The 11,515-nt window shown below is 63.6% G+C and carries 13 protein-coding genes and 5 tRNA genes; 12 read left to right on the plus strand and 6 right to left on the minus strand.

The features are described from left to right. The 3 genes from ABB25_RS09160 (at position 1) to orn (ending at position 1,924) form a co-directional block, all read left to right on the plus strand. Positions 1 to 357 (plus strand): diacylglycerol kinase, encoded by a 357-nt coding sequence (locus ABB25_RS09160; RefSeq protein WP_057666117.1) that lies wholly within the window; start codon positions 1 to 3, stop codon positions 355 to 357. A 414-nt stretch (positions 358 to 771) separates the two neighbouring features. Next, positions 772 to 1,299 (plus strand): tRNA adenosine(34) deaminase TadA, encoded by a 528-nt coding sequence (gene tadA / locus ABB25_RS09165; RefSeq protein WP_057666079.1) that lies wholly within the window; start codon positions 772 to 774, stop codon positions 1,297 to 1,299. A gap of 52 nt (positions 1,300 to 1,351) precedes the next feature. After that, positions 1,352 to 1,924, plus strand: coding sequence for an oligoribonuclease (orn, locus tag ABB25_RS09170; protein WP_057666080.1), 573 nt, complete (start codon positions 1,352 to 1,354; stop codon positions 1,922 to 1,924). 218 nt (positions 1,925 to 2,142) lie between these two features. On the opposite strand, the gene ppsA is transcribed toward orn, so the two are convergent. Beyond that, positions 2,143 to 4,518: a phosphoenolpyruvate synthase gene (ppsA, locus tag ABB25_RS09175; RefSeq protein ID WP_057666082.1), complete on the minus strand. Its 2,376-nt coding sequence runs from the start codon at positions 4,516 to 4,518 to the stop codon at positions 2,143 to 2,145. Between the two features lie 138 nt (positions 4,519 to 4,656). Between ppsA and ppsR the strand changes: the two genes are divergently transcribed. The 8 genes from ppsR to ABB25_RS09215 all read left to right on the plus strand — a co-directional run bounded on the left by ppsR (position 4,657) and on the right by ABB25_RS09215 (position 10,154). Next, positions 4,657 to 5,490: a posphoenolpyruvate synthetase regulatory kinase/phosphorylase PpsR gene (gene ppsR, locus ABB25_RS09180; RefSeq protein WP_057666083.1), complete on the plus strand. Its 834-nt coding sequence runs from the start codon at positions 4,657 to 4,659 to the stop codon at positions 5,488 to 5,490. Between the two features lie 59 nt (positions 5,491 to 5,549). After that, positions 5,550 to 5,987, plus strand: a complete 438-nt coding sequence (locus ABB25_RS09185; RefSeq protein ID WP_057666118.1) for a DUF1249 domain-containing protein — start codon at positions 5,550 to 5,552, stop codon at positions 5,985 to 5,987. Between the two features lie 57 nt (positions 5,988 to 6,044). After that, positions 6,045 to 6,533: an NUDIX hydrolase gene (locus tag ABB25_RS09190; RefSeq protein ID WP_057666120.1), complete on the plus strand. Its 489-nt coding sequence runs from the start codon at positions 6,045 to 6,047 to the stop codon at positions 6,531 to 6,533. Between the two features lie 154 nt (positions 6,534 to 6,687). Continuing rightward, entirely contained in the window at positions 6,688 to 7,302 is a 615-nt protein-coding gene (locus ABB25_RS09195) for a CDP-alcohol phosphatidyltransferase family protein (RefSeq protein ID WP_057666085.1), read from the plus strand. Positions 7,303 to 7,355: 53 nt separating this feature from the next. Then, positions 7,356 to 8,288, plus strand: coding sequence for a poly(R)-hydroxyalkanoic acid synthase subunit PhaE (locus ABB25_RS09200; protein ID WP_057666086.1), 933 nt, complete (start codon positions 7,356 to 7,358; stop codon positions 8,286 to 8,288). Between the two features lie 3 nt (positions 8,289 to 8,291). Then, positions 8,292 to 9,368: a class III poly(R)-hydroxyalkanoic acid synthase subunit PhaC gene (phaC, locus tag ABB25_RS09205; protein ID WP_057666088.1), complete on the plus strand. Its 1,077-nt coding sequence runs from the start codon at positions 8,292 to 8,294 to the stop codon at positions 9,366 to 9,368. A 31-nt stretch (positions 9,369 to 9,399) separates the two neighbouring features. Next, positions 9,400 to 9,828 carry a hypothetical protein gene (locus ABB25_RS09210; RefSeq protein WP_244477783.1) on the plus strand — a complete coding sequence of 143 codons (429 nt, stop codon included), beginning with the start codon at positions 9,400 to 9,402 and terminating at the stop codon, positions 9,826 to 9,828. Positions 9,829 to 9,938: 110 nt separating this feature from the next. Then, a complete protein-coding gene (locus ABB25_RS09215; RefSeq protein ID WP_057666089.1) occupies positions 9,939 to 10,154 on the plus strand; it encodes a hypothetical protein in 216 nt (71 codons plus the stop codon). A gap of 218 nt (positions 10,155 to 10,372) precedes the next feature. On the opposite strand, the gene ABB25_RS09220 is transcribed toward ABB25_RS09215, so the two are convergent. From ABB25_RS09220 to ABB25_RS09240, 5 genes are all read right to left on the minus strand, one after another. Continuing rightward, positions 10,373 to 10,459, minus strand: a tRNA-Leu gene (locus ABB25_RS09220). 95 nt (positions 10,460 to 10,554) lie between these two features. Further along, positions 10,555 to 10,630: transfer RNA gene (locus tag ABB25_RS09225), tRNA-Glu, on the minus strand. Between the two features lie 46 nt (positions 10,631 to 10,676). Then, positions 10,677 to 10,752: transfer RNA gene (locus ABB25_RS09230), tRNA-Ala, on the minus strand. A 54-nt stretch (positions 10,753 to 10,806) separates the two neighbouring features. Next, positions 10,807 to 10,882, minus strand: a tRNA-Glu gene (locus ABB25_RS09235). Positions 10,883 to 10,930: 48 nt separating this feature from the next. After that, positions 10,931 to 11,006 (minus strand) — tRNA-Ala (locus ABB25_RS09240). Positions 11,007 to 11,277: 271 nt separating this feature from the next. On the opposite strand from ABB25_RS09240, the gene ABB25_RS14335 reads away from it, so the two are divergent. Continuing rightward, positions 11,278 to 11,515: DNA-binding protein (locus tag ABB25_RS14335; protein WP_169787805.1), on the plus strand; the 238-nt coding region annotated here is incomplete at its 3' end.

Below are 11,515 nucleotides of genomic sequence, written 5' to 3' on the forward strand. Positions count from 1 at the left end.
ATGAAATCACCGCGCACCGGCCTGGACCGGATCAGGGCCGCCGCCGGCAACTCCTGGCGTGGCCTGCAGGCATGCTGGCGCAGCGAGGCCGCCTTTCGCCAGGAGACCGTGCTGGCGCTACCGCTGCTGGTACTGGCCGTGTTCTTGCCGCTCACTGGGGTGGAACGTGCGCTGATGATGGCGTGCGTGCTGTTGGTTTTGATTGTCGAGCTGCTCAACAGCGGCATCGAGGCGGCGATCGACCGGATCGGCCCGGAGCATCATCCACTCAGCGGCCTGGCCAAGGATGTCGCCTCGGCGGCGGTCAGCCTGAGCCTGCTGCTGGCCGTGGTGGTGTGGTCCTGCATCCTGCTGTAGCTGGCCCGTCGCCATCCCGGGCAGGGGAGGGCCATCCGCCTGTCCCGGTTTTCTCCTCTGCCGGGGCCAGCAGGCGGCAGCGGATGCCCATCGATCCCGGGCATCCGCTGCAGGCGGGTGAGGCAAGGCCGCGGGCTTGTGCGCAGGCTTCCCGGTCGCCTGGCCGTTGCCATTGACCCGGGAGGGTCTGCGCCTGCAGCGGCGTGGTCGAGCGCCCAGGGCACAAGCGTGCTGGCGTACGGTGCGCCTTCTTCCCAATGCGACAGCTTCGTCCAAGCGGCTGTTTTGACGCTAAAATTCAAGCCTGAGAAGGAAGTGGCGTGCCCCGCCGGGATGGCGCAGGACAGCCGCTCCATCGCCCGGTACAGATGGCCCGCCGTTGTCCGGGCCGTTTGTTTGCTAAAGGCAGGCGCAATGAGTGAGCAGTACACCCGTGATTTACAGTGGATGCGGCATGCGCTGGCCCTGGCCGAGCGTGCCCGCGTCGAGCATGACGAGATCCCCGTCGGTGCGGTGCTGCTGGGCCCCGATGGCGCGCTGATCGGCGAGGGCTTCAACCGCAACATCCTCGACCACGACCCCAGCGCACATGCCGAGATCATCGCCCTGCGCGCCGGTGGCCAGGCGCTGGGCAACCACCGCCTGGTCGGCTGCACCCTGTATGTGACCCTGGAGCCGTGTGCGATGTGCACCATGGCCATCATCCATGCGCGCATCGGCCGGCTGGTATTTGGCGCCAGCGACGACAAGACCGGTGCCTGCGGTGGTGTTTTCAACCTGATTGACGACCCCCGGCACAACCACCGTGTGGCCGTCACCTCCGGCGTACTGGGGCCGTTGGCCAGTGTGACCCTGAGCAATTACTTCCGTGCCAAACGTGGCCGCCCGTTGTTGCCACTGCCCGACGATGCGGGCCAGCGTGATGTGCCCGGCGTAGAATAGGCCGGTTGCCTGCACCGCTGGCGACCTGTTTCCCTAGCCAAGGCCCGCCTGCATGAATGCCACTGCCAACACTGACCGCCTGATCTGGATCGACCTGGAAATGACCGGGTTGGATACCGACAACGATTCGATCATCGAGATCGCCACCGTGGTCACCGACGGGCAGCTCAATGTGTTGGCCGAAGGCCCGGAATATGCCATTGCCCACCCGCTGGAACGGCTGCAGGCCATGGATGAGTGGAACCGCGGTCAGCACCGTCGCTCCGGCCTGTGGGACCGGGTGATCGCCAGCCAGATCACGCTGGCCCAGGCCGAAGCCGATACGGTCAACTTCCTGGCCCAGTGGGTCAAGGCTGGCGCGTCACCGATGTGCGGCAACACCATCTGCCAGGATCGCCGCTTCCTGCACCGGCTGATGCCGCGCCTGGAGCGCTATTTCCACTACCGCAACCTGGATGTGTCCACGATCAAGGAACTGGCCCGGCGCTGGGCGCCATCGGTACTGGCCGGGGTCAGCAAGGCCGGCAGCCATACCGCGCTGAGCGATGTGCATGATTCGATCAACGAGCTCAAGCACTACCGTCAGTTCATGGGCGAACTGGCCGGCCTGCCGAAGGCGGAATAAGCGCCACAAAACACCGGTAATCGTCAAAAAACCCTGCCTTGATGCAGGGTTTTTGTTGTCAATCCAGCCGACCAGCGCGAAGCTTTTCCTCGTTCCTCGTTCCTCGTTCCTCGTTCCTCGTTCCTCGTTCCTCGTTCCTCGTTGCCAGCGCCCGATTCCCGACCAACAAAAAGCCCCGCTTGCGCGGGGCTTTTTGTTGGCACTGGTGGCAGGCTGGATCAGCCTTCGGCCTTGAGCTTGGCCAGGCGCAGCCAGGTATCGACGACGGTGTCCGGGTTCAGCGACACCGATTCGATGCCCTGCTGCATCAGCCACTCGGCCAGATCCGGGTGGTCGGACGGGCCCTGGCCACAGATACCCACGTACTTGCCCTTGGCGCGGGCAGCACTGATGGCCATCGACAGCATCTTCTTCACCGCCGGGTTGCGCTCGTCAAACAGGTGGGAAACGATGGCCGAGTCGCGGTCCAGGCCCAGGGTCAGCTGGGTCAGGTCGTTGGAGCCGATCGAGAAACCGTCGAAGATGTCCAGGAACTCATCGGCGAGCAGGGCATTGGACGGCACCTCGCACATCATGATGATCTTCAGCCCGTTCTCGCCCTGGACCAGGCCATTCTCGGCCAGCACCTCGATGACCTTGCGGCCTTCTTCCAGGGTGCGCACGAACGGGATCATCACCCACAGGTTGTCCAGGCCCATTTCGTTGCGCACGCGCAGCACCGCCTGGCATTCCAGCGCGAAGGCCTTGGCGAAGGACGGATCGACATAACGGCTGGCGCCGCGGAAGCCGATCATCGGGTTCTCTTCGTGCGGCTCGTAGCGCGGGCCGCCGACCAGGTTGGCGTACTCGTTGGACTTGAAGTCGGACAGGCGCACGATCACCGGATGCGGTGCCACCGACGCGGTCAGGGTGGCGATGCCCTCTGCCAGGCGGTCAACGTAGAAGCTCACCGGGTCCTTGTAGCCGGCGATCTTGGCGTCGATCCTTGCCTTGGTCTCGGCGTCCTGCTTGTCGTATTCCAGCAGGGCATTGGGGTGGATGCCGATGTGCGCGGCAATGATCATTTCCAGACGGGCCAGGCCAATGCCGGCGTTGGGCAGCTGGCCGAAGTCGAACGCACGTTCCGGGTTGGCAACGTTCATCATGATCTTCAGCGGTGCCGGCGGCATGTTCTCCAGGTTGGTGACGATGCGCTCGAACGGCAGGATGCCGGCATAGATGTTGCCGGTATCGCCTTCGGCGCAGCTCACGGTCACTTGCTGGCCGTCGCTGATCAGGTCCAGCGCGTTGCCGGTACCGACCACGGCCGGGACGCCCAGCTCGCGGGCGATGATCGCCGCGTGGCAGGTGCGGCCGCCACGGTTGGTCACGATCGCGCTGGCGCGCTTCATCACCGGTTCCCAGTCCGGGTCGGTCATGTCGGCCACCAGCACGTCGCCCGGCTGCACGCGGTCCATGTCTTCCAGCGAGCGGACCACACGGGCCACGCCGGCACCGATCTTCTGGCCGATGGCGCGGCCGGCGGCGATCACTTCACCCTTGCCCTGGAGCAGGTAGCGCTCCATCTGGGTGGCCTTGGCGCGCGACTTCACCGTTTCCGGACGGGCCTGGACGATGAACAGCTTGCCGGACACGCCGTCCTTGGCCCACTCGATATCCATCGGGCGGCCGTAGTGCTTTTCGATGATCAGCGCCTGCCTGGACAGCTCCTGCACGTCTTCATCGGAGATGGAGAAGGTGGTGCGCAGCTCGGCCGGGGTGTCCTCGATCTTGACGCGCTCGCCCGGGACGTCCGAATAGACCATGCGGATGGCCTTGGAGCCCAGCGAACGGCGCAGGATCGCCGGCTTGCCGGCGGCCAGGGTCGGCTTGTAGACGTAGAACTCGTCCGGGTTGACCGCGCCCTGCACGACCATTTCACCCAGGCCGAAGGAGGAGGTGACAAAGACCACGTCGCGGAAGCCGGACTCGGTGTCCAGGGTGAACAGCACGCCGGACGAACCCACGCCCGAGCGCACCATCAGCTGCACGCCGGCCGACAGGAACACGTCCTCGTGCTTGAAACCGTGGTGCACGCGATAGGCGATGGCACGGTCGTTGTACAGCGAGGCGAACACTTCCTTGACCTTGTGCACGACGTCATCGGCACCGGTCACATTCAGGAAGGTTTCCTGCTGGCCGGCAAACGAGGCGTCGGGCAGGTCCTCGGCGGTGGCCGAGGAGCGTACGGCCACCGCCACTTCGCCGCCGCCGTTCTCGGCACACAGCTGGGCATAGGCAGTGCGGATGTCGGCATCCAGCTCCGGCTGCAGCGGGGCATCGATCACCCAGCTGCGGATTTCCTTGCCGGCGGCAGTCAACGCATTGACATCTTCCACGTCCAGAGTAGCCAGCTTGTCGAAGATGCGCTGGGACAGGTTGTTGTGGGCGATAAAGGCCTTGAAGGCATCGGAGGTGGTGGCATAGCCTCCCGGAACCGAGACGCCCAGACCGGCCAGGTGGCCAATCATTTCGCCCAGCGACGAATTCTTGCCACCCACGCGGGCCAGATCGGCCAGACGCAGCTCATGCAACCACAGGATGTTCTCGTTCAACGCGATGCTCCGTTGTGCCATCGCCCGGTGTGGGCTGCCGGCCACGTCCGTAGGAAAAGTGCGCATATGATGCAGTGCACACCGAACTGAAACAAGTTACTGTGCGTTCTTTCCGTTTTGTTTCATCGGTGACTTGCCATGAGTGTGGATGCGCTGCCGACCCGCCCGGTTTTCTATGTCTCCGACGGCACCGGCATCACCGCTGAGACCGTTGGCCACAGCCTGCTGACCCAGTTCTCCGGCTTCAACTTCATCACCGACCGGCTTTCCTTCGTCGATGATCCGGCCAAGACCGAGGCGGCCTGTGAACGCATCGTGCTGGCAGCCGAGCGCTACCAGGTGCGCCCGATCGTGATCAGCTCCTGCGTGGATGTTTCCCGCACCGCGCGGCTGCGCCAGAGCGGGGCGCTGGTCATTGATGTGATGGCGCCCTTCCTTGCCACCCTGGAGGCGGAACTGGACGCCAAGCACATGGCCCGGGTTGGCCAGGCCCACGGCATTGTCGATTTCGAGCGCTATCACCGCCGCATCAATGCGATGAACTTTGCCCTGACCCACGATGACGGGGTGGCCATCAACTACGACGATGCCGATGTGATCCTGGTGGCCGTCTCACGGGCCGGCAAGACGCCAACCTGCATCTACCTGGCGCTGCACTACGGTATCCGCGCGGCCAACTACCCGCTGACCGACGAGGATCTGGAGCACGACCGCCTGCCGCCGCGGCTGCGTCCGTACCGCAACAAGCTGTTTGGCCTGACCATCGACCCGGAAAAACTGGCCCAGGTACGCCAGGAACGCCGGCCCAATTCACGCTACGCGTCACTGGAGACCTGCCGGCGTGAAGTCATGGCGGCCGAAACCATGCTGCGGATGGAGCGGATTCCGACCCTGAGCACCACCCATACCTCGATCGAGGAAATTTCCAGCAAGGTGATGACCACGCTGGACCTGAATCGCGGGATGTTGTGAGTTTGACAGCCCAGAGCACCATCTCGCTGCCGCCGCGTGCGCATGGCCTGGTCCCGTCGATGAGCCGGCTGGGCTGGTTGATCGGGCTGCAGGAAGAAAACCTGGCGCTGCTGCAGCGCCTGTTTGCACCGGCCGAGCTGGCTGATGGCACGTACCTGTCCTGTGTCGGTGACGGCCTGGATCTGCGTTTGGAAGTGCTGGCCAACCACCGCTACACCCAGGAGCTGCGCCTGAGCTACCTGTTGTGCGATCCGCTCACCGGCCAGCCGGACCCTTCGGCGCATGTGCGGCTGTACCGCGATGCCGGGCTGGCCGAAGCCACCCACTGCTATGTCGGGCGCCGCTGGCAGGATGTCATCGGCCTGGATGCCCCTGCGCGCCAGATCATTGGCCACCGGCTGCGGATGAACACCTTCCTCGGCAAATGGCTGGGCTACCTGTCCCGGCAAGGCCATGGCGTGGCCACGTTGCGGCGCCAAATCCGGCTGCCCGGCTGACCTTGCCCGCGGCGGGCAGTCATAATCACGGTTTTGTTGCACAACGGTGCCCCGAACATGCCTTACACCCCGATTGTGGCCACGCTGGGTTACATCCTGTCCGCTGATCGCCGGCAGGTGCTGATGATCCACCGCAATGCGCGTCCGGGTGACCAGCACCTGGGCAAGTACAACGGCCTGGGCGGCAAGCTGGAACGCGATGAGGACATCGCTGCAGGGATGCGCCGTGAGATTGCCGAGGAGGCCGGGCTGGTGGTCACCTCGATGCAACTGCGCGGTACCCTGAGCTGGCCGGGCTTTGGCAAGAACGGCGAGGACTGGCTGGGCTTCATCTTCCTGATCGATGGTTTCACCGGTACCGCGCTGTCGAGCAATCCGGAAGGCAGCCTGGAGTGGGTGGACAGGGAGCAACTGCATGCATTGCCGATGTGGGAGGGTGACCGTCATTTCCTGCCGCTGGTGTTTGATGCCGATCCCCGGCCGTTCCACGGCGTGATGCCTTACCGCGATGGCCAGATGCTGTCCTGGAACTACAGCCGGCTGTGATCGCTGGGCGCTGGGCGCAGCCGCGGCGGGCCCGGCAGACACGCCTGCGCCGGCCGCGTACGGGCATGCCGCCTGCCTCCGGGCGTGCACAACCGGTTGGCTGCGCCGGCCGGACAAGCGCTACCCTGTGTCCATTCCTGCGTTGTGAGCTTCCATGAAACGTCACTTTTCGATGTTGCGTGAATTCCATCTGGCCGATTGGTTCACCCTTGGCAATGCCTTTTGCGGTACCGGCGCGGTGTTTGCCTCCCTGCGCTTCCTGCAGGACGGCCAGATTTCCTACCTGCTGCTGGGCATGGCCTTGATTCCGCTGGCTTTCATCCTGGACGCACTGGATGGGCGGATCGCCCGCTGGCGCAAAACCCATTCGACCCTGGGCCGCGAGCTGGATTCACTGGCCGATGTGATTTCCTTCGGCGTGGCTCCGGCCGCCCTGGCCTATGCCTGCGGCATGCAGGGGGGATGGGACTGGCTGGTGCTGAGCTTTTTTGTCTGCTGTGGGGTCAGCCGCCTGGCCCGTTACAACGTCACTGCCGAGACATTGGCCGGCGAAGACGACAAGGTGCCGTATTTTGAAGGCACCCCGATCCCCACCAGCCTGCTGCTGGTGGTGGTGCTGGCCGTTGCCGCCTGGCAAGGAGCGCTGGGCCCGCAGCTGTGGGGCGGGGTCTGGCAGCTGGGCCCGTGGCAGCTGCACCCTCTGGTGCTGATGTTTGCCGTGTCCGGCAGTTTGATGATCAGTAAAACCCTGCGTATTCCCAAGCCTTAAGCCGATCCGTCGCGCACTGTTATGATCGTTTTTTGCTTCTGATCGCTGCCGCAATGAACGACGACACCGACCACGCTTCAGATCCGTATGGCCGTCAGCTCAATGAGTACTTCAGTGCGTGGGCACGTGCGCTGCAGCAGGCCATTGCACCGGGGCAGGGGGCGCAGGGCCCGGGGGTGTTCAGTGCTCCGGGAATGGAGGGTCTGGGCGCGGCGGCCGGCGGCCCCTGGCTGCAGGCGATCCACCAGCTGGCCCGCCAGGCCCTGGAGCAGGAGCTGGACAGTGCCGGCATCGCCAATGCCTGGCGGCAGATCCTGCAGCAAGGGCTGTGGCCCGACGCCCTGCCACTGACCGACCTGTTTGCCGGCAATGCCTGGACCAGCAATCCGGGTGCCGACTCCTGGCTGGACCATCCTGCCTTCGGCCCCCTGCGTGAGCACATGCAGCGCTGGCAGCAGCTGGGCCGGCAACAGCGCCAGGCGCAGGCGGAATTTTCGCACTGGCAATCCCTGCTCGGGCAGGTCCGCGAGCTGGCCCTGGCACAGTTCGAGCAGCTGCTGCGCGGCCATGAACAAGCACCGTTGGCCAATGCCCGGGCGCTGCTGGATCTGTGGGTGGAGGCGGCCGAACATGCCTGGCAGCAGGTGGCGATGAGTGAAGATTTCGCTCGCGCGGCGGCCCAGTTCAGCCAGGCGCAGATGCAGCTGCTGCAGACCCAGCAGGGCGAGGCGGACCGGCTGTTTGCCAGCCTCGGGATTGCCAGCCGGCGGGAATTGGATCAGGCCTACCTGCGTATCGACACCCTGGAGCGACAGGTGCGGCAGCTGCTGGCGATGCAGGCTGCCGCAAGCCCTGCCAAGCCTGCCAGGCAAAAGCCGCAGGCCGCCGACGGCAAGCCGGCCGGGGGCGCCGGGGCAAAACCCGCTTCCAGGCCGGGGGCGGCGAAAACCGCCCGCGCGCCGCGCGCGGACCGGAGCAAGGGCTGAGTCATGGCGCGCAGTCCTTTGGGGTTTGACCTGGCTGCGCTGGCCGCTGAGGGCGCGCGCATCCAGCAGCAATTGATTGATGGCCTGCAGTTGCTGCCGCAGTTGGAAGAGGTGGTGGTCGGCGCCAGTGCACGGCAGCTGGTATGGCAGGACGGCAAGGTCTGCCTGTATCGCTTCCTGGCCGATGAGGACGATCAACGACCACCCCGCCAGCCGCTGCTGGTGGTGTACGCGCTGGTCAACCGCCCTTACATGATCGACCTGCAGCAGGGCCGCTCGCTGGTGCAGCGTCTGCTGGCCCTGGGGCATGACGTGTACGTCCTGGACTGGGGGTATCCGGATCGCGGGGATCGTTACCTGCGTCTTGAAGACTATGTGCTGCGCTACATCGACGGGGCGGTCAGGCATTTGTGCCAGGCCAGCGCACAGCAGGGCATCGATCTGCTCGGTGTCTGCCAGGGCGGCGTGCTCAGCCTGTGCTATGCCGCACTGGAGCCGGCGCGGGTGCGCAACCTGATCACGATGGTTACCCCGGTCGATTTCCATACCGCCGACAACATGCTCGGCAACTGGGCGCGCGCCCTGGACGTGGATGCCCTGGTGCAGACGCTGGGCAATATCCCGGCGGACCTGATGAATGCCAGTTACCTGATGCTCAAGCCGTTCCAGCTCAACCTGCACAAGTATGTGGCCATGCTCGACATCCTGCACGACCGGCAGGCATTGGCAGATTTCCTGCGGATGGAAAAGTGGATATTCGATTCCCCGGACATGGCCGGCACGGCGTTTGCGCAATTCATCAAGCAGTTCTACCAGGACAATGGCCTTGTCCACGGCACTATCCAGCTGGACGCAAGAGTGGTGGACCTGTCGCAGGTGACCATGCCGGTGCTGAATCTTTACGCGACCCAGGACCATCTGGTTCCACCCGCATCCTCTCAGGCCCTGCGCGGCCTGATCGGCAGTCAGGACTACACCGAGGACTGCTTCGCCGGTGGCCATATCGGCATTTACGTGTCCTCGCGCGCGCAGCGTGAAGTGCCTGCCTGCATCGATGGCTGGTTGCGTGCACGCCAATAGGCCAGGCCGCCACGGCGGCAGGGCGTTGATCATGCTGGCCTGGATGCTCGGCGGGGTCTGGACTTTGCCCAACAGCCTGATTGGCCTGGCCGGCGGTCTGCTGGCCCTGCCGTGGGGCGCCCGGCCGAGCATCAGTGCGCGTGATGGGGCCCTGGTGTTCCTGCATTACCCGTGGGGCCCGGGTGGGGCGATCACCTTTGGCAATGTCATCCTGGCCACCGGCCAGGATCTGGATAGGCCTTGCCTGAGCTATGCCCATCGTGCGGGCTGGTGCCAGCAGCCATCGATGCGTCTGGGCGACCACGAACGAGCCCATGTACTGCAGTACATGGTGCTTGGCGTGCTGTTCCTGCCGCTGTATCTGCTCTGCGGCGGGGTCAGTGCCGGCAACCGCTTTGAACAGGCCGCCGATCGCTATGCACTGACCGGTCGAGGATGGTGGCCGTGGTTGCGTGAATAAGCGCACATTTCAACCACGCATCACATCTGAATTAGGTTTTTGACACGAAAATTTAAGGCTTCCTGGCAGATCATTGTCGGCGCAAGAACGCACGACAGGAGATCCAACCCATGACGCATGTGCTTTACGTCGGGGGCAGCAAGGACGGTACGCGGGGCATGATGCCGTATGGCCTGCGCAAGCTGCAGGCTGAAGGCGATAACGGTATCGAGATCTATGTGGAAAAGACCATGCAGTTGCACGGCGTTGGCCGTGTCAGGGTCATGGCACTTGAGGGGCTGCACGAGGAAGTGCTGGCCAGGCAGTTGCAGCACCACTACCGCTGAGCATCAGTGCCTTGGCAAGGGTGTTATTTCGTTCCTGTTTCGCAGGGACGCCGTGAGACTTGATCATCAGCCGTTGGTGCAGGCAGTCAGTGCCGCACCCGTTCGGGTAGTGATGGCCGTGGCTTGTACGATGGCGTCCCAGTCTCTGTTTCCCCGCCTTGGGCGGCAGGTACAAAAACAGAAAACCCCTGATTATTGATCATCAGGGGTTGACTGTTTGGTGCCGAAGGTGGGACTCGAACCCACACGCTTTTAAGGGCGGCGGATTTTGAATCCGCTGCGTCTACCGATTCCGCCACTTCGGCTGAAGTGTCTGCCCAGTATATCCAGGCATCTGCAACTGAAAAGAGGTAGAAGCTACTCTTCAACCTGCAAGACCTTGGCGTGCCAAGGGTTGTGATGGCGTCCCCACGGGGATTCGAACCCCGGTCGCTACCGTGAAAGGGTAGTGTCCTAGGCCTCTAGACGATGGGGACGTCTTAAGAACTTGCATCTGACCAGACAGGCCTAGTGTCTGATAAATGGTGGAGCCAAGCGGGATCGAACCGCTGACCTCCTGCATGCCATGCAGGCGCTCTCCCAGCTGAGCTATGGCCCCGATGTAACCTTCCAGTCTTGCGACTGGCCTTCCCTGGGAGGGAAGGGTGATGATTGGCGTCCCCACGGGGATTCGAACCCCGGTCGCCACCGTGAAAGGGTGATGTCCTAGGCCTCTAGACGATGGGGACGCATTGATCATCAAATTTTGTTGTCTTCAAACGGCCTAGTGTTTGAAGTGGTGGAGCCAAGCGGGATCGAACCGCTGACCTCCTGCATGCCATGCAGGCGCTCTCCCAGCTGAGCTATGGCCCCGGTGTTGCCGAGAACGAAATAATAGCCAGACACGCAGGGCAGCACAAGCTTTTTTTCACAAAAATTTCCGAGGGGCTTGAAGCCTTGCCGGATCTGGGTGAAAGCTTGCTCCCGGGGCGGTTATGGTTGGATGGGGCAGCCGGCGGATGTCTCGCCACGGGCTGTTGCAGGGTGCAGTCCTGGTTGACCCAAAGCTTTAATCTCCTAAATTTATTACGTAATACGTAATTATCGTGTTACTATTTATTTACTCAGCACAGATGAAACCCCTATGCCCCGCGTGACCCGAATTGACCGCAGCGATGCGTTTGCCGCCATCGAGAGCATCATCTCCCGAGGGGAGGCGCCGACCCATATCAATGTGCGGGCAGAGCTTGGGCAACGAGGCTCGCCACCGGTGATTTCCAATTTCATCGGCAGCTGGTTCGCCTGCTACGGGCCGAGCTTGCTTGAGCGCGCACCGACTGAGGGGGGGCAGCCTGCCGTATCCACGCCGCCGACCTTGGGTG

The organism is Stenotrophomonas koreensis, from assembly GCF_001431525.1.
GTDB classification, from domain to species: Bacteria; Pseudomonadota; Gammaproteobacteria; order Xanthomonadales; family Xanthomonadaceae; genus Stenotrophomonas; species Stenotrophomonas koreensis.

Bases quoted from the DNA above. Each gene is read 5' to 3' on its own strand.
- ABB25_RS09190 (WP_057666120.1), top strand. From the start codon at position 6,045: ATGCCTTACACCCCGATTGTGGCCACGCTGGGTTACATCCTGTCCGCT.
- tadA (WP_057666079.1), top strand. From the start codon at position 772: ATGAGTGAGCAGTACACCCGTGATTTACAGTGGATGCGGCATGCGCTG.
- ABB25_RS09195 (WP_057666085.1), top strand. From the start codon at position 6,688: ATGAAACGTCACTTTTCGATGTTGCGTGAATTCCATCTGGCCGATTGG.
- ppsR (WP_057666083.1), top strand. From the start codon at position 4,657: ATGAGTGTGGATGCGCTGCCGACCCGCCCGGTTTTCTATGTCTCCGAC.
- ABB25_RS09185 (WP_057666118.1), top strand. From the start codon at position 5,550: ATGAGCCGGCTGGGCTGGTTGATCGGGCTGCAGGAAGAAAACCTGGCG.
- phaC (WP_057666088.1), top strand. From the start codon at position 8,292: ATGGCGCGCAGTCCTTTGGGGTTTGACCTGGCTGCGCTGGCCGCTGAG.
- ABB25_RS09200 (WP_057666086.1), top strand. From the start codon at position 7,356: ATGAACGACGACACCGACCACGCTTCAGATCCGTATGGCCGTCAGCTC.
- ABB25_RS09215 (WP_057666089.1), top strand. From the start codon at position 9,939: ATGACGCATGTGCTTTACGTCGGGGGCAGCAAGGACGGTACGCGGGGC.
- orn (WP_057666080.1), top strand. From the start codon at position 1,352: ATGAATGCCACTGCCAACACTGACCGCCTGATCTGGATCGACCTGGAA.
- ABB25_RS09160 (WP_057666117.1), top strand. From the start codon at position 1: ATGAAATCACCGCGCACCGGCCTGGACCGGATCAGGGCCGCCGCCGGC.
- ABB25_RS09210 (WP_244477783.1), top strand. From the start codon at position 9,400: ATGCTGGCCTGGATGCTCGGCGGGGTCTGGACTTTGCCCAACAGCCTG.